Consider the following 16,637-nt stretch of genomic DNA (forward strand, 5'->3'; position numbering starts at 1 on the left):
GCGCCGTTCTTGACCTGAAACGAGCGGTTGCGTGCATGAGATGGCACCCAACGCCCCTTGGGGCCGTCAGCAACTGCCGGCCCGAAAGCTCAAATCGGTTCGACAGGTACGACACCCGTCGACCAGACGGCGTGCCCGAACAAGAAACCGATCCGGCACAGCCGTGAAGGGAAACCCGATGGCGAGAAACGGCTGAAGAGCGACAAAGCCGCCACGGCCAATCCACATTTCATCGAGTGGCCCGGCTTATCTCTGTCCTGCCGGTTTGTTGCTGCCCGATGCGCTGTTCCCTTTGATGGAATTAAGTCCAAAAAAATACCAATTGTCCAGCCAATTTTAACATCTGAGCGACAGAAAAGTCGCTTCGAAAATTTTATGATGGAAAATCAAATAGATAAAAAGACGATTTTTGCAGCGCTTTGCACTTGGTAAATGGTATTTTTTGGTATTGTAGTGAAAACAAGGGGGGCAAGCGGATTTTGGTGGTTCAATGACAGAACTTGCGATCGGCATTGATGGCGGCGGTTCTAGCTGCCGCGCCGCAGTCACGGATACGACGGGGCGCATCCTGGGCCATGGCACTGCCGGCCCGTCGAACATCCTGTCCGACCTCGACAACTCGTTGCTCAACATCGTTGCGTCGGCCAGAAATGCATTGAGTGACGCTGGCCTTTCACCTGAAGCCGTTTCCAGCGTCGCGGCGGTCGTCGGCGTCGCCGGCGCGAATGTGGGCGACTATGCGGAGCGCATCGAGCGCGCCCTGCCCTTTGCCAGACGTCGCGTTGTCACTGACGCGACGACCGCGCTCCAAGGAGCGTTGGGCGATTGCGACGGCGTGATCGGCGCGTTCGGAACGGGCTCCGTCTACAATGCGCGCCGCAAAGGAAAGCTTTACGGCATCGGCGGCTGGGGGTTCGTTGTCGGTGACCAGGCAAGCGGCGCCCGCCTCGGTCGCGATCTGCTGGAGCAGTCTCTGCTTGCCCATGACGGTGTACGCCCCTCCTCGCCAGTCACAAAGACGGTGATGGCCGAGTATGGCGACGATCCGGAGCGCGTCGTCGAGTTTGCCCATGTGTCCCGTCCCAATGACTTCGCGCGCTATGCACCCGTCGTCTTTGGGGCTGCCGCTAGAGGCGATCCGGTTGCGACGGCGATCGTACAGAACGCGGCAGCCTCGATCGGCGAGAGCCTGGATGCGCTGCTCTGGCCGGAATGCCAGGCCATCTGCCTGCTCGGCGGCCTGGCGAAGGCTTATCGTCCGTGGCTTGCAGAGCGTCACACCGCCCTGCTGCGCGAGCCGAAGGGGGACGTTCTGCAAGGTGCCATCGAGCTCGCGGTGAAATTCTGCGGGAAGAAGGAAGAGGCGCGGCATGACGGATGATTTTGCAAGCCTCCTTTCCCCCGAGCGCCTCCAAGCTGGCGGCACCGGCCCGCTCTACGTCAAACTGCGGCGCACGCTGGAAGATGCGATCCGCACCGGTACGCTCAGCCATGGCGACGCCTTGCCGCCCGAGCGCGACATCGCCGAATTTGCGACGGTAAGCCGCGTCACGGTGCGCAAGGCGATCGATGAGCTCGTTGCAGACGGCCTGCTTGTCCGCCGCCACGGCTCCGGGACCTTCGTGACGAAACCGGTATCGAAGGTCGAGCAGCGCCTCTCGCAGCTGACCTCCTTCACCGAGGACATGGCCCGACGCGGCATGACCTCGCGCTCCGAATGGCTGCACAAGGGCATCCACACCCCCTCACCCGATGAAATGATGATCCTCGGCCTCGCTACCGACGTCAGGGTCTCGCGCCTCAGCCGTCTGCGCATCGCCGACGACCAGCCACTGGCAATCGAAAACGCCAGCGTCTCCGGCGAATTCCTTCCGGATCCTTTCGTCGTGACGACGTCGCTCTATGCCGAGCTCGAGCGCCGCCAGGTACGCCCGGTACGCGCCGTGCAGAGGATTTCGGCGACCAACATGAAGGAGGCCGACGCCCACCTGCTCGGCGTTCCCGTCGGCGCTGCCGGGCTGTCGATCGAGCGTATCTCCTATCTTGGCTCCGGACGTGCGGTCGAGTTCACCCGCTCGCTCTACCGAGGCGACGCCTATGATTTTGTCGCCGAACTGACGATCGGCGCGCCGTAATGCCTGGACGCATTGAATGGACGGCAATGCGCGTCTATTGAATGCACCCATGACATCTCGCATCAAGATCCTCGACATCATCTCCGATCCCGGAAATCCCGCAAAGCCGAACGACGACAGCTTCGGCCATAACCAGGCCTGCGCCTTCGTCATCGACGGCGCAACGGGCCTCGGTGATCGCCAGTATATGGATGAGGCAGGCAGCGACGCCGCCTGGATCGCCCGGCATTTCGCCCGCGGCTTTCAAGATCAAATCACCCGCGACACCGGCGTCTCGGAGGTTGCGCGCAGCCTGTCACTGGCAGCCCGCACGGAATTTCTACGCCGCAACGAGAATGTTCCGCGCTACGCCTGGCCGCTGACCGCCTTTGCCATGCTGCGTCAAACACGCGGTGGATTCCACTTCGTCGGCCTCGGCGACTCCTGCCTCTTTCTGCTGCAAGAAGACGGCTCAGCCGCGATGCACATGGCGATCCCCGGTGCCTATGAGTATGAGCAGAGCCAGGCGCGAAAACACATTGCCCGCACGGGCGGCATTACGAAGGAAGGTGGCGCACTCGGCAATTTGGAAACGCTCGCCTTGCTGCGTCAGCACCGCGAGCGCCAGAATACGCCGGAAAGCGGCGTGTGGACCCTTGGCCTTGTGCCGGAGGCGGCCGACCATCTGGTTTCCGAACCGCTTGATATCAAAGGCCAGGCACACGCCATCGTCTGCAGCGACGGATTTTCGGATCTGGCGGTGCTTTACGCAGCCTACGATTCGGCAAGCCTTGTACGTACCGCACGACAGAGGGGTCTGCGGCCAATGCTGGACGAACTCAGACGCTTCGAACGCGAGATCGATCCGGAAGGGCTCCGCTATCCGCGTTTCAAGCAGAGCGACGACACCACGGCGCTGCTCGTCGAGTTGACGCCCGCTACCTGAGGCGATTTTCTATTCAGATTCAGTGCGTTGCCGCCGAAACCTGATTCGATCTATCTGCTCTTTGAATCAAATACTGAAGACGCAGCCGATCAGGCCGCGTCATCAATCTCCTCATCGCGCTTGCGCGGCACGTAGTTGAGAACCGGTCCAAGCCAGCGCTCGACGTCAGCAACATCCATGCCCTTGCGAACGGCATAATCCTCGACCTGGTCCCGCTCCACCTTGGCGACGCCGAAGTAGTACGACGCGGGATGGCCGATATAGATGCCGGAGACGGATGAACCTGGCCACATCGCATAGCTCTCGGTGAGCGTCACGCCGGCTGCATTCTCGGCATCGAGCAAGCCGAACAGTGTCTTTTTCTCGGTGTGGTCGGGCTGCGCCGGATAGCCCGGAGCCGGGCGGATACCGGCATATTCCTCGGTGATGAGCTGCGCGTTGGAGAGATGCTCATCCTGCGCATAGCCCCAGTACTCACGGCGAACCTGCTCGTGCATGCGTTCGGCAAAGGCTTCCGCGAAGCGGTCGGCCAGCGCCTTCACGAGAATTGACGAATAGTCGTCATTGGCGCGCTCGAAGCGTTGCGCAATTGCGACTTCCTCGATACCAGCCGTGACGACGAAACCGCCGACATAATCCTGAACGCCGCTTTCGACCGGAGCAACGAAGTCCGACAGCGCGACATTTGGCCGGCCATCGCGCTTCGAAAGCTGCTGGCGTAGCGTGAAGAAGGTGGCAAGCTCTTCCTTGCGACCGTCGTCCTTGAACAGGCGGATATCGTCGCCGACCGCGTTCGCCGGCCAGAAGCCGATGACGGCACGCGGATGGAACCACTTCTCGTCGATGATCTTCTTGAGCATCGCCTGCGCATCAGCCCACAGCTGGCGAGCCGCCTCGCCCTGCTTCTCGTCCTCGAGAATCGCCGGGAAACGGCCGCGCAGTTCCCAAGTCTGGAAGAACGGCGTCCAGTCGATATACTTGGCGATCTCGGCAAGATCGTACCCGTCGAAGACCTTGGTGCCAAGGAAGCTCGGCCTGGTCGGCTTGTAGGCGGTCCAATCGACCTCGTGCGCGTTTTCGCGGGCACGCACCAGCGGCAGGCGGACCTTTTCTGCCTCGCTGCGGGCATGCGCAGCCGCCACTTTGGCATACTCGGCGCGGATATCGGCCACATAGCCGTCGCGGCTCTCGGGCGACAGCAGCGATGAAACGACGCCGACCGCACGGCTGGCATCCGTCACGTAGATCGTCTGGCCCTTGCTGTAGCCAGGATGGATCTTGACTGCCGTGTGGACACGGCTCGTCGTCGCACCGCCGATCAGCAGCGGCAGATCCAGTCCCTGGCGTTCCATTTCAGCGGCGACATGCACCATCTCGTCGAGCGACGGCGTGATCAGGCCGGAGAGACCGATGACATCAACCTGCTCGGCAACGGCCGTCTCGAGGATCTTCGTTGCCGGCACCATGACGCCGAGATCGATGATCTCGTAATTGTTGCAGGCGAGAACGACACCGACGATGTTCTTGCCGATATCGTGGACGTCGCCCTTCACGGTGGCCATGAGAATCTTGCCGGCAGCCTTACGCTCGTCGCCGCCGTTGAGCCGCTTCTCTTCTTCCATGTAGGGAAGGAGCACGGCAACCGCCTGCTTCATCACGCGGGCAGACTTGACGACCTGCGGCAGGAACATCTTGCCGGAGCCGAAGAGATCGCCGACCACGTTCATGCCGGCCATCAGCGGGCCTTCGATGACATGCAGCGGCCGCGCGGCCTGCTGACGGGCTTCCTCGGTGTCGGCCTCGATATATTCGGTGATGCCGTTGACCAGCGCATGCTCAAGGCGCTTGGCGACCGGCCATTCGCGCCAGGTAAGATCCTGCACCTTCGCTTCCCTGGTGCCCGCGCCGCGGAAACGCTCTGCGACCTCAAGCAGACGCTCGGTCGCATCCGAACGGCGGTTCAGCACCACATCTTCGCAGGCTTCGCGCAACTGCGGATCGATGTTGTCGTAGACCGCCAACTGCCCGGCGTTGACGATACCCATGTCCATCCCCGCCTGGATGGCGTGGTAGAGGAACACGGCATGCATCGCCTCGCGCACCGGCTCGTTGCCGCGGAACGAGAAGGACAGGTTCGAGACGCCGCCCGAAATATGCACGAGCGGCATGCGCTGGCGGATCGTCCGCGTCGCCTCGATGAAGTCGACGCCGTAGTTGTTGTGTTCTTCGATGCCGGTCGCGACCGCAAAGACGTTCGGGTCGAAGACGATGTCCTCGGGCGGGAAGCCGGCCTTTCCGGTGAGGATCTTGTAGGCTCGCGTGCAGATCTCGACCTTGCGCTCGTAGCTGTCCGCCTGCCCCGTCTCATCGAAGGCCATGACCACGACGGCGGCGCCATAAGCATGCAGCAACTTTGCCTGAGCAAGGAAGTTCTCCTCGCCTTCCTTGAGCGAGATCGAGTTGACGATCGGTTTGCCCTGAACGCGCTTCAGGCCGGATTCGATGATCGAGAACTTCGACGAGTCGATCATCACAGGCACGCGGGCGATATCGGGCTCGGCGGCGATCAAGTTCAGGAACTCGATCATCGCCTTTTCAGAATCGATCAGGCCCTCGTCCATGTTGATGTCGATGATCTGCGCGCCGTTTTCGACCTGGTCGCGCGCGACATCGAGCGCTGCGGTGTAGTCGGCATTGGTGATCAGCTTGCGGAACTTCGCAGAACCCGTGACGTTGGTGCGCTCGCCAACGTTGACGAAGGGAATGTCCTTGGTCAGCTCGAAGGGCTCGAGGCCCGACAGCGACATGAACGGGCGATGCTCGGGGATTTCACGCGGCTTGTACTTGGCAACGACGTCGGCAATCGCCTGGATATGTTCCGGCGTCGAACCACAGCAGCCGCCAACGATGTTGACGAGGCCTTCGCGCGCAAAGCTCTCGATCTGCGCCGCCATCAGTTCCGGCGTCTCGTCATATTGGCCGAACTCGTTCGGCAGGCCGGCATTCGGATAGGCGCAGATGAAGGTATCCGCAGCGCCCGAGAGCTCCTGCAGGTGCGGACGCATGGCGTTGGCGCCGAGCGCGCAGTTGAGGCCGATCGTGAACGGATTGGCGTGACGCACCGAGTTCCAGAAGGCGGACGGCGTCTGGCCGGATAGCGTGCGGCCAGAAAGGTCGGTTATCGTGCCCGAGATCATGACCGGGAGGCGGATGCCCTTCGCCTCGAAGCGCTCTTCACAGGCAAAGATCGCAGCCTTGGCGTTCAGCGTGTCGAAGATCGTCTCGATCAGGATGATGTCGGCGCCACCGTCGATCAGGCCGTCGATCTGTTCGCGATAAGCGATGCGCAGATCGTCGAAGCTGACGGCACGGAAGCCCGGATTGTTGACATCGGGCGAGATCGAAGCCGTACGGTTCGTCGGGCCGATGGCACCGGCCACGAAACGGCGGCGACCATCTTCGCGCTCGGCACGGATGGCCGCACGGCGCACGATCTCGGCACCCTCCTTGTTGAGTGCATAGACTTCGCTTTCCATCGCGTAGTCGGCCTGGGCGATGCGCGTCGAGGAGAACGTGTTGGTCTCGAGGATATCGGCGCCAGCCTTGGCGTACTTATAATGGATCTCTTCGATCGCATCCGGCTGCGTCAGGATCAAAAGGTCGTTGTTGCCCTTCTGATGGCAGGCACAGCCAATGAAGCGGTCGCCGCGGAAATGGTCTTCATCATAGCCCAGCCCTTGGATCTGCGTACCCATGGCGCCGTCAAGAACGAGGATGCGCTCGCTGGCGGCTTTCTTAAGCGCCGCAAACACTTCACTGCCGTCGCGCTTTGCCCCTTCGGGACCAAAGAGAGTATCAAACACGGGCGGACTCCTTGACGTCGTTACTGGCCAGCTGACCAAATCACATAAAGATATCTTTATGTCAATATATGCCCTTCATGTGGCGCCTTTGCGGCGCTTGACAGATGACAGACTCGGGCGGCCCCTATATAGGCAGTTGCAAGGACTTTGTGCACGAAATCGGAGGAGTATCATGGCATTTGCAATCGGCGAGGCCACGCTCGGAAACTGGACCACCCGCGCCTACCACCGCAATTGGCTTCTCGCACAGGCAAACGGCCTTTTCGGTTTCTTCCAGCACAATTCTGTCAATCCCGAGGGCGGTTTTTTCGATCTCGACGATAGCGGCAAGCCGCTCGATGCCGCTGGCCAGGTCCGTCCGATCCACATTGCAGCCCGCGCCGTTCACTGCTTTGCCATTGGCGCTTTGCTTGGCCGCCCCGGTGCTGCCGACATCGTCGATCACGGCATGCAGTATATCTGGAAGCATCACCGCGATAGCAAGAACGGCGGCTACTTCTGGTCGCTCAACAGCGATGGCCCGGTCGATTCTACCAAGCAAGGCTACGGCCATGCCTTCGTGCTGCTTGCCGGTTCCTCGGCGAAGGCGATCGGACACCCGCTTGCCGACGGCATGATCGCCGATGTGACCGAGGTCTTGAACACCCGGTTCTGGGAAGCACGCCACGGCGCGATCGCCGAGGAATTCAACGCCGACTGGTCGCCGATCGACGGGGGCACCTATCGCGGCCAGAACTCCAACATGCACCTGACCGAAGCGCTGATGGCGGCCTTCGAAGCGACAGGCGACAAGGCCTATCTCGACAAGGCCGAAAGCATTGCCGATCTCGTTATCCGCCGCGCTGCCGGTTCGGTGGATTGGCGCGTGGCCGAGCACTTCACGTCCGAATGGGTTCTCGACAAGGACTATCGCGGCAACGAGATGTTCCGCCCCTCAGGCACCACACCCGGCCATTGGCTGGAATGGGCGCGCCTCGTGCTGCAGCTCTGGGCGCTCGGCGGCAAGAAGCACGACTGGATGCCGGAGGCAGCCAAAGCTCTCTTCGCTCAATCGATGCTGCTCGGCTGGGATGCGGACAAGGGCGGCTTCTTCTACACGCTCGACTGGCAAGATGCGCCCGCCAAGCGCGAAAAGCTCTGGTGGCCGGCTTGCGAAGGTGCTGGCGCGGCACACTTCCTCAACGAGCACCTGCCGAGCGACTTCCACGAGGAAAGCTACCGCAAGATCTGGAACGTCATCGAGCGCTGCTTCATCGACCACAGGAACGGCGGTTGGCACGAGGAACTCACCGAAGACCTGGCTCCCGCCCACACCATCTTCCCCGGCAAGGGCGATATCTACCATGCCCTCCAGGCCTGCCTGATCCCCCTCTTCCCGGCAACCGGCAGCCTGACCAAGGTTATCCCGGAAGCCGGCGGCAAGACCTGATCGGGAGCGAGCGCCACCCCAATGGTGCTCGGCCATCATTTCAAGCGATATCGCGGCGGCACCGTAACTCGAGCGGAGGACACGACGCGGCGTACCCGCGCAAACGACAAGACGTCGTCGGAATGGCCGTGCGATAGAAAAACAAATCAGGGCGAGGTTTTGGTTTATGACGCGAGTTCCAACGACAAATTGGGCGGCAAGCTTTCACTATGGCTTTCGAGATTGCCTCTACCCGACTTCTGTGGAGGCGGTTTGCGAGATCGTGGCGCGATCGCCAAAGATAAAAACCGTGGGGTCAGGCCACTCATTCAATGCAATCGCCGATGGCGAAGTTGGCCTGTCGCTTAGCGAACTTCCGATCAACCCCATTATCGAGGGCGATGGAACACAGGTTTCAATTGGCGGTCATTGCACCTATGGAGAGCTTGCGCTTTTCCTCCATCGGCATCATCTCGCCGTTCACAATCTGGCATCGTTGCCCCACATTTCGATTGCCGGAGCAATTGCCACGGCAACGCACGGCTCAGGCAACCGGAACGGTAACCTGGCGACAGCGGTTTCCGGACTCGAGATGGTTTCAGGCGACGGCCGCCTTATAAAAGTGGCACGCGGCCATGCCGATTTCTTGGCACTGGTGGTGCATCTGGGCGCCCTTGGCGTCATTACGCGCGTGACGCTTGACGTTCAGCCGGAGTTTCAGGTCGCACAGTCCGTCTACGAAGGATTGGCCTGGGACAAGCTGTTGGCCAACCTCGATGAGATCATGGCTGCGGGCTACAGCGTAAGTGTGTTCACGCAATGGCGTCAACACGCGGGATCAATTTGGGTCAAGAGAACCGCATCAGCCGATGAATGGCCTGCCGCCATCCATGGCGCAACGCGCGCGACGGTCAACAGGCATCCCATAAGCGGATTGGATTCGCAAAATTGCACTGAGCAGTTGGGGCAGTACGGGCGATGGTCCGACAGGCTCCCGCACTTCAAGATGGGCTTCACACCCAGCAGTGGCGAGGAGATACAGTCCGAATTCCACGTTTCCAAGGAGTATGGGGCGACGGCGATCGAAGCCCTGCTGTCAATCCGTGAGAAGTTTGCGCATCTGGTGCAAGCAGCGGAATTCCGGACAGTCGCAGCAGATGAGTTGTGGCTCAGTCCTCAGTATCACCGCGACACCCTATCGATCCACTTTACCTGGATTCGGGATCAGGAGGCAGTGAACGCGGCTGTGGAGCATATTGAGCAGAAACTATCGCGGTTCACGGCCCTGCCACACTGGGGCAAGGTCTTCACCGGGCGCCATATCCGGGCAAAATACGAAAGGCTCCCTGAGTTTGCCCAGCTTCGAGACAGGATGGATCCCCAACGGACGTTTTCTAACCCGTGGTTGGAAGACGTCATATTTGGTACGAGCGAAAACTAGGCGCCTGTCGCCGACGACGTTGCCTCTACCTCGACCCGCTCGAATTGCAGCCGTACCGCCGTCCAGAAAGATCGCTTGCAACATAGACCTGGCGTGTCACAAACACGCCAGGTAGGACGGATTTATGCCAAGCGCAGCGCGTCGAGGTCCTTCGCCAGCATCAGCGCCAGCGCCTCGACGGCGAGATTGTGGTCCTCACGTTGCGGCAGGCCGGACACGGTGACCGCGCCAATGCAGCCAGTGCCCTTTACATTGATCGGGAAGCTGCCGCCGTGTGGCGCATAATCGGCATCCGCGAGGCCGTTGTCGGCAACCGTCTTGCCTCTCTGCTTGAGATCGAGGCCGATCGCGTAGCTGCTCCTGAAGTAGCGCAGCACCAGATTGCGCTTGCGCCGCACCCACTGCACATTGTCGGGGGTGACGCCGGGGAGTGCAGCGTAGAAGACAGGCATCGAATGCAAAGTGATGTCGATGGCAATACCGAGGCCGCGTTCGGTTCCGAGCTCCTGCAGAAGCTTGCCGAGCTGCCACGCCGTCGTGAGATCAAAGGTGTCGAAACTCAACGCCCTTTCCTGTTCTGCGATCCGCGCGAGGTCATCGTCTGGCGTGGTCATGTCTGCTTCCTCTCCTGCAATGCCTTTTTCTGAACAAATGCAAGCGGAGCGTAAAAGTAAAGCAGAATCGTGGTGATAGCCGCGCCCCTAAATCTCGGTGGGAGCGCTCGAAGCGATCGCGGATCGTGGATTGGGTGTCCCGTCGAGGGCGCAATGGCATCGACCTCGGCGGCATCGACACGCAGGCGACCGAGCGAAGCATCCGGACGAGGCTTGCCGATTGATGCTTCACCACATCGCACATATTGAGGCCGACCTCGATCTGCGCGAACGCAGGGGCGCCGGCCTCAAGAAAGCCTTCGAACTATAGCAATTTCTAGTTTGGGAGGCGCGATTGCGGCCGAATGACCGCAATCCACCAGTTCAATTATCCGAGTGGCGCTCGGCTGGCCGTTCTGCAACGGCGACGATCTCAGGCATACCGTTTGCAAGCAGGCGCTTGCGAACGAGGACTCCCATGACACGAGCGGCGGTCGAGAAGCTCATCTGGTCAAGCGGTCCCTCGCCTTCCCAGGGTTTGGTAAGCCGTTCAGTGACGGCCCCGACGATGTTCATCGGAACGATATCGTCGCATTGACGCATCGCTTCGAAGACCTGGCTGATGGGAACAACGCGTCCTTCGAAGGTGACTATTGGTTCTGTGAGTTCCGTATCCCACTCTTCGAAGGCATAGAGTGCTTCGCGGAAGAGTTCCTGAAGGGTGAACGGGGCGTGTCCATCGTGAAGCGGCGGCAAGGCATTCGTCATGTCTGTCTCCTCTTTAGGGCTATTTGCCATTCCTCCTCTTCGGCCGGGCAGCAACGCGGGAAGCAGAACTCAGGGTTCCCTGCCGGGCCGAATAACACGATCAATGTTATAGTGTAATATATGCGTGATAAAGCGTTTTATCCGCCTCGCGGTTTCCTGTCGCCGGATAAAAATAGATAGGCCATTGATATTGCAGAGAATATCAATGGCCGTTCGGTATCAAATTAACTGCAGCCGAGGCGCCGGGCGATTACTGCGCGATCGAAAACGTCACGTTGACGGTGATGTTGTAGCTGGTTTCACCGCCCTGGACCGGTACGGCTGAGTCTGCCGCTTCCTTCATCATGGCGGCCCGATAGACCGGCACCGGCTGCGGGCGCGGCGATGTCTCGCTAATCTCGATCACACGCCCGAGCTTGACATCGGCGGCTACGGCCAGCGTCTTCGCCTTCGCAATCGCATTGGCGACGGCATTCTTACGCGCCTCTTCCATTGCCTTCTCGGGCTTGTCATTGGTGAACTGAATGTCGCCGCCCTGGTTGACACCGAGTGTCACGGCCTCGTCGAGGATGACGCCGAGCTTGGACAGGTCGCGGACCCGCACGCTCAGCGAATTGGACACCTGGTAGGCGATCAACTGTGGCGACTGAGGCTGACCATCGTTGGACTGCGGGTAGCTGTACTGCGGCTGCACCGAAAAGCCCGAGGTTTGGAGATCCCGCTCGGCGATACCCGCCTTTTTGAGCGCGGCCAGCACATCGTTCATCGACTTGTTGTTCTCGTCGAGCGCCTCGCGTGCGGTCTTTGCCTGCTTCACGACGGAAAGGTTGAGCACCGCCATGTCGGGTGCCACGCTCGATTGGCCCTCGCCGCTAACCGAAATCACCGCCTCGCGCGGCTGCGAATCGGCGCCCAGCGCCGGCAGCGCCGTGACAGCCGCGATCGGAAGTCCAAGCAGAAGGCTGAAGGCGATTGTTCTGGTGTTCGGCAGCACGATGTTTCACTCCGTGATTGTGAAGTCTCGATTGTCGTCTTGCCGATTGATTGTGAAGCTATTGCGGCAGTCCCTTGTGACCGCTGAAGAATTGCGTTAGAGCGAAACCCGTTCCGGGGAACCATTGCGCCGGACACGGCAGCCACGCTGCCGCAGGGCCTGTAGCTCAATGGTTAGAGCCGGCGGCTCATAACCGCTTGGTTGGGGGTTCGAGTCCCTCCGGGCCCACCATTCCTTTCCACACCTCCTTATGTTTCAAGGACTTGCGGGTGAATTCTGCTAACGGCTCGTACCTGTTAGCAGATTTTTGTTTCTCCAACGTCCTCATGCTGCCCCATAGGTCTTCGCTGTTGCGCTATCGGCAAGCTTGCTCTTGTTCGCTTCCTTCACGTAGGTTTCCACCTCCGCAAGGTTCTTGTGCCCCGTGATGCTCATGATCTCCGATGCGGAGCAACCTGCCTGTGCAAGCCGGATGCATGCTGCTTTTCGTAGGCCGTGGGGGGACCGGTGCGGGGGCAGGCCAGCGTCCCGGCCGGCTTCAATAATCCAGTTGGTGAAAGCCTTCTCCGATCGGGCTGCGCCTTGCGCTGTCACGATAAGGCTCGAATGGCCTTGGGGGATGGTGTTCAGGGTTTGCCGGAATGCGGCATGGATTGGAATGCTGACTTGGACGATGTCGCCGCTCTTTTTGATCTTTGTGACGATGCGGTCATTCTGGATATATGGCCTGCCAAGACGGACAGCATCACTGCGGCGAAGGCCGGTGAACAATAGGATAGCCGATCATCGCGCCAAGCCTGCTGCCGCCACCGAAGGACGCCATCTTGACCACGGCCGGTTGGCTGCCGGACGCGAGCGATGCAAACCGGGACCGCATGGAAGGTTCGCCGGCGCCAAATCCATCCCCGGCCCTCAATCCGGCCGAACGGCGGCCGCGTTTGGTCCCACCATGCATTCGGCCGGCGACAAGAGATGCGGTCGGGACCGCTCCTCCGCGGCGCCGGCGCTCCTCTTCCTCCAAAGTCTTGCCCCGACCCAGCGACCGCTCGTGTAGCAGCGCTGCCCTCAGCCGCTCCCACTCATTCTCGAACGCACCGAAGAAGAACTCCATCAGGCGGCTCCTCGCCGCCGTTGGGCACCGCGCGCCGCGAAACGCCTGAGCTCGAGCATGACGGCGGCGACGACCTTTTGAATATCTGCCGTTTGAGCAGAGATCGCCTTGGCATCAACGTGACCGCTGCTGTTTGCGGCGCGCGCCAGCTGGTTGAGGTTCACGCCAATCGCCCGCATGTCCGACAAAAGCAGATCCAGAATTGCCCGGTCGTCATCGGTGAAGAAGGGGCGGACCCCTGCGCCTTCCAATGTCAGTGACCGCATAAAGGCCGAGATGGTCATTCCGGCGTCTGCGGCAACGCGCGCAATGACGGCGATTTCGGAGGTGCTGAAACGCGCGTGCACGACCCGATCCTTCCGCTTGTCTGCCGCTCCCGATTCGATCACCTTGCGCTGGCTTGCCGCCATTTCATCCTCTTCGAAACAATCGCCGCAGGCGCCATCGACGGCTTGTCCGTCGATCGTCAGCAAATTTGTATCACAAATTTGCGTATCCTGCCAAACATCACTATACGTATTTAGTATTGTTCTTCAAGCTGTCATCGGAGAGCCTTGATGGGGCCTAACCGCGAACGAACGAAGCTTCGCAGGGACAACAGCCATGTGCGCAATGTGAGCAATCACATCGAGTGTTCACACGCTATTTAAATACTTTAGTTCGACACAGACACATCGAGTGATCACATCGTGTGCCATTGGCATGTGATCCCCACTCTAGGGGCCATCGCCCATAGAATGTGTTTGATCGCCAGCATTTTGGTTGACGATTGCTATACTAATAGAGTTATATTCACAGAGACACTGAGCACGTCAGCTGTCAAAGGGTCGATCAAGATGAGCCGGATCTATGCCGCGGTGAGCAATAAGGGTGGCGCGGGCAGACCACGCTCGTCACCCTGGCGGCGGGGGAGTATGCGCTTAGAAACGAGCGTGTGCTTCTGATCGACGCCGATAGCAGGCAGAACCTGTCGGGATGGTGGCGACTGTGCCAAAACAAGCAAAATGTGCCCGACAACATCGAAGTCACGACCGCATCGACATCACGAACGCTCGAGACGGCCATCGAGCGGTTTGCAACGTCCTTCGACCTCATCGTGATCGATGCACCTGGCGTCGACAGCTCACTTCAGACGAGCATCATTCGCGCCTCGGAACTGGTCATCTCTCCTATTCAGCCGGCGATCAAGGAGATCGAGGCGGCTGGACAGGCGGTCGCCATGGTCAACGAGATAAACGACGAAGCGGGTACCAAGATTCAGCATCTGAATGTGAGAACGCGCGTGACTATCCCGGGGCGCAACCTCGAAGCCTATCGCTATATCCGGCCATTCGTTGCCGGCTTGCAGCAAGCCGCCTATCGCACTGCACTTCTCGATACGGAGTTGTTCGAGCGCAATATCTATCGCGCGATCCAAAACGGTCTCGGCACATTGCAGATGCAGGACTTGACCGACAGCGTCCGAAAGGCCCGCGCCGAAGTTCAGGCGCTCGTCAACGAAATCGAGAGCAAACGATCGATCCACCTCAAGGGCATTGCCGCATGAACAAGCCGAGCCTGGACCTTGACGACTTCATCATCGCATCGAACGCCGTCAAAGCCGACCACAATGCCGGGGGTGCGAACGCGAGATCGGTCGAAGGTCTCGCCGAAGAAGGATCTGCGCCGTCGGTCGAGGCCCCTACTCTGCGAAAGCTTGGCCAGGATAATCGACGCGCGACCGGATATGACACCGTGGGTCTGGCGGGCGACATGCCGCCCCTGCCCTAGAAAAACGAGGAGTGGCGTCGATTTTGACCTATCAAGTACGTGAACAATGCGGCGCGACCGATTCAAAGCTGTCGTTGGACGCCGAGCACCAGATCTCCGATCCTGTTGTCCATGTCGCTCGATCCCTATCGCCTCTATTGCCATCGCGCTGATCTAAGCAGGAACATGGCACGGTTCCACACCCTGTCGATACGAGCCAACGCTGTTCGGTGAAACGGCTGTTGTTCGTTCATGGGGCCGGATCGGGACGAGCGGTCGGGAAAAGACGGAGGTGTTTTCGGATGAGCTCGCAGCGGCGTCGCACTTCCTCAAACTCGCGCGCCGGAAAGGTCGAAGGGCTATAAGCCCATAGGAAGCTGTGGAAATGCCGCCGAAGTCAGTTCGGTGGGCATCGTGGCCGATGACAGAGGAGCCGCGTGGTGGAAAGGATTCCGGAGCTTCAATCGGGAGTTCACCATGACCACAACCAACGAAATTGCAGACAAGATCGCCGGCGATGGCCTGACCAAGGTACAGGGCAAGGCGATCGTGGAAGCCGTGTTCGGCCATCACTGCGGCATCCACCTCCGGCAAGGAAACCTCGATCCCAGGTTTCGGCAAATTTAAAGTGAAGGACACGCCGGAGCGCGAAGCGCGCAATCCGGCGACCGGCGCGACCATCAAGGTCGCCGCCGCCAAGAAGCTCACCTTCGCGCCGGCAAAGGCGCTGAAGGATGCGCTCAACAAGTGACATTGAGAAAAGCCCCGCTTGATCGGCGGGGCTTTCTGGTTCTGCTCACCGGCGCGTGTTGCGCGACCAGATGAGCTGGAGGCCCTCCTGGCCCTGGACTTCGGTCAGCGTGGCATAGATCGGAGCCGGGAAGCTCGGATCATCTAGCTTGACCGAGATGTAGTCGCGCTCGGTGTCTCGGGCCTGCTTCTGCCAGCCTGCGCCGAACTCGACATTGCCGGCCAGGACGCGGAAGTCCGGGGCGCCTTCGGAGGCGCGTTCGACCCTGACGATCTTTGCCTTGACGTTGAGATTGAGGGTCTTGATGGTGCCGGTGAAGCCGTCGGTTGAGGCGGTGAAGGAGCCGATGGTAGCCATTGTCGCATTCCTTTTCGGTTGCTCGAGCCGCGCCCATCGCAGTCTCGATGGCTGTCGATCAGACCGGCGACGATCGGCGCGCACCCGCAGGGCCGCAACGAAGTGGAGGACGGCCCATGGGCCGAGGCTTTCTTGGCTATCGCGAGGAATGACGGCGATCCGGGGTCCCCGCGTGACCTGTCACGTGGGGTGGTCGCCGTCAGGGGAAGAAAACGAGCCGGCCGTTGCGGGAGGACGATCGAGCCGAGCAGCGTGAGGCGTTCTCCGGTCAGACATGCCCCATCGAGACCGCGGTGGGCCTGCCTTGCGCAACCATTGAAGGGATAGAGAATGGCGGATCCAGGCGCGCCAGCATCGAGGCCGCGACACCCGCGCGTGTCATTTTCCCGTCTGCGGCAAGCGTAGGATCAGGAATGCGTAATACCAGTGAGCCTTCGGGCAGCGAGGACCGTTCGAAACTTCCTCGCTGCAGACGATGCTTTATTTCGACCGATGCACTTCCTACACCTCACCGTTCGGATGCGGCAAGCGGGCTTCGCCCA

The 16,637-nt window shown here is 60.3% G+C and carries 15 protein-coding genes, 1 tRNA gene and 4 pseudogenes; 12 read left to right on the top strand and 8 right to left on the bottom strand.

Annotated elements, in window-relative coordinates; translation table 11 throughout:
* The first annotated feature begins 57 nt into the window (after nt 1-57).
* The 4 genes from LPU83_RS52105 to LPU83_RS52120 are packed head-to-tail and all read left to right on the top strand — an operon-like array spanning nt 58 to nt 3,060.
* Nucleotides 58-432, top strand: coding sequence for a hypothetical protein (locus LPU83_RS52105; protein WP_141652540.1), 375 nt, complete (start codon nt 58-60; stop codon nt 430-432).
* A gap of 58 nt (nt 433-490) precedes the next feature.
* A complete protein-coding gene (locus tag LPU83_RS52110; protein ID WP_024313672.1) occupies nt 491-1,381 on the top strand; it encodes a glucosamine kinase nucleotide-binding domain-containing protein in 891 nt (296 codons plus the stop codon).
* The gene (locus tag LPU83_RS52115; RefSeq protein WP_007802416.1) at nt 1,371-2,135 is read left to right on the top strand and encodes a GntR family transcriptional regulator; all 765 of its coding nucleotides are present in this window, start codon (nt 1,371-1,373) and stop codon (nt 2,133-2,135) included. The genes LPU83_RS52110 and LPU83_RS52115 overlap by 11 nt, the downstream gene beginning before the upstream one ends.
* A 49-nt stretch (nt 2,136-2,184) precedes the next feature.
* Nucleotides 2,185-3,060 carry a PP2C family serine/threonine-protein phosphatase gene (locus tag LPU83_RS52120; protein ID WP_024313673.1) on the top strand — a complete coding sequence of 292 codons (876 nt, stop codon included), beginning with the start codon at nt 2,185-2,187 and terminating at the stop codon, nt 3,058-3,060.
* Between the two features lie 89 nt (nt 3,061-3,149).
* On the opposite strand, the gene metH is transcribed toward LPU83_RS52120, so the two are convergent.
* The gene (gene metH / locus LPU83_RS52125) at nt 3,150-6,923 is read right to left on the bottom strand and encodes a methionine synthase (protein ID WP_024313674.1); all 3,774 of its coding nucleotides are present in this window, start codon (nt 6,921-6,923) and stop codon (nt 3,150-3,152) included.
* Nucleotides 6,924-7,095: 172 nt separating this feature from the next.
* Here metH and LPU83_RS52130 point away from each other — a divergent pair, with 172 nt between their 5' ends.
* Together LPU83_RS52130 and LPU83_RS52135 are read left to right on the top strand one after the other, a co-directional pair.
* Nucleotides 7,096-8,352, top strand: a complete 1,257-nt coding sequence (locus LPU83_RS52130; protein WP_024313675.1) for an AGE family epimerase/isomerase — start codon at nt 7,096-7,098, stop codon at nt 8,350-8,352.
* A gap of 166 nt (nt 8,353-8,518) precedes the next feature.
* Entirely contained in the window at nt 8,519-9,772 is a 1,254-nt protein-coding gene (locus tag LPU83_RS52135; protein WP_024313676.1) for a D-arabinono-1,4-lactone oxidase, read from the top strand.
* Between the two features lie 122 nt (nt 9,773-9,894).
* Here LPU83_RS52135 and LPU83_RS52140 read toward each other — a convergent pair whose 3' ends face one another.
* Entirely contained in the window at nt 9,895-10,386 is a 492-nt protein-coding gene (locus LPU83_RS52140) for a heme-degrading domain-containing protein (protein ID WP_024313677.1), read from the bottom strand.
* 205 nt (nt 10,387-10,591) lie between these two features.
* Here LPU83_RS52140 and LPU83_RS52145 point away from each other — a divergent pair.
* Nucleotides 10,592-10,696 (top strand): annotated as a pseudogene (locus LPU83_RS52145) (GntR family transcriptional regulator); the annotation flags it as partial.
* A 53-nt stretch (nt 10,697-10,749) separates the two neighbouring features.
* Here LPU83_RS52145 and LPU83_RS52150 read toward each other — a convergent pair.
* Nucleotides 10,750-11,133, bottom strand: a complete 384-nt coding sequence (locus LPU83_RS52150) for a BRA0787 family protein (RefSeq protein ID WP_024313678.1) — start codon at nt 11,131-11,133, stop codon at nt 10,750-10,752.
* Nucleotides 11,134-11,383: 250 nt separating this feature from the next.
* Nucleotides 11,384-12,127, bottom strand: coding sequence for an SIMPL domain-containing protein (locus LPU83_RS52155; RefSeq protein ID WP_024313679.1), 744 nt, complete (start codon nt 12,125-12,127; stop codon nt 11,384-11,386).
* A 155-nt stretch (nt 12,128-12,282) separates the two neighbouring features.
* Here LPU83_RS52155 and LPU83_RS52160 point away from each other — a divergent pair.
* Nucleotides 12,283-12,358: transfer RNA gene (locus LPU83_RS52160), tRNA-Ile, on the top strand.
* A 207-nt stretch (nt 12,359-12,565) separates the two neighbouring features.
* On the opposite strand, the pseudogene LPU83_RS75840 reads toward LPU83_RS52160, so the two are convergent.
* The 3 genes and pseudogenes from LPU83_RS75840 to LPU83_RS52175 all read right to left on the bottom strand — a co-directional run.
* Nucleotides 12,566-12,898: pseudogene (locus LPU83_RS75840) on the bottom strand (tyrosine-type recombinase/integrase); the annotation flags it as partial.
* On the bottom strand, nt 12,873-13,238 hold the full coding sequence (locus LPU83_RS52170) for a hypothetical protein (RefSeq protein ID WP_024313681.1): 366 nt from the start codon (nt 13,236-13,238) through the stop codon (nt 12,873-12,875). The pseudogene LPU83_RS75840 and the gene LPU83_RS52170, both read right to left, overlap by 26 nt.
* Entirely contained in the window at nt 13,238-13,711 is a 474-nt protein-coding gene (locus LPU83_RS52175; protein WP_331000945.1) for a plasmid mobilization protein, read from the bottom strand. Before LPU83_RS52175 ends, LPU83_RS52170 begins: the two co-directional genes overlap by 1 nt.
* Nucleotides 13,712-14,172: 461 nt before the next feature.
* Between LPU83_RS52175 and LPU83_RS52180 the strand changes: the two genes are divergently transcribed.
* From LPU83_RS52180 to LPU83_RS52195, 4 genes and pseudogenes are all read left to right on the top strand, one after another.
* Nucleotides 14,173-14,784 (top strand): ParA family protein, encoded by a 612-nt coding sequence (locus tag LPU83_RS52180; RefSeq protein WP_231052278.1) that lies wholly within the window; start codon nt 14,173-14,175, stop codon nt 14,782-14,784.
* Complete coding sequence (locus tag LPU83_RS52185; RefSeq protein ID WP_037069868.1) at nt 14,781-15,008, top strand: hypothetical protein; 228 nt, start codon at nt 14,781-14,783, stop codon at nt 15,006-15,008. Before LPU83_RS52180 ends, LPU83_RS52185 begins: the two co-directional genes overlap by 4 nt.
* Before the next feature lie 111 nt (nt 15,009-15,119).
* A pseudogene (locus LPU83_RS52190) lies at nt 15,120-15,360 on the top strand (WGR domain-containing protein).
* A gap of 104 nt (nt 15,361-15,464) precedes the next feature.
* Nucleotides 15,465-15,738 (top strand): annotated as a pseudogene (locus LPU83_RS52195) (HU family DNA-binding protein).
* Between the two features lie 45 nt (nt 15,739-15,783).
* On the opposite strand, the gene LPU83_RS52200 reads toward LPU83_RS52195, so the two are convergent.
* On the bottom strand, nt 15,784-16,095 hold the full coding sequence (locus LPU83_RS52200) for a DUF736 domain-containing protein (RefSeq protein WP_037069871.1): 312 nt from the start codon (nt 16,093-16,095) through the stop codon (nt 15,784-15,786).
* Nucleotides 16,096-16,637 lie beyond the last annotated feature (542 nt).

The sequence above is a fragment of the Rhizobium favelukesii genome, from assembly GCF_000577275.2.
In the GTDB taxonomy this organism is placed as follows: Bacteria; Pseudomonadota; Alphaproteobacteria; order Rhizobiales; family Rhizobiaceae; genus Rhizobium; species Rhizobium favelukesii.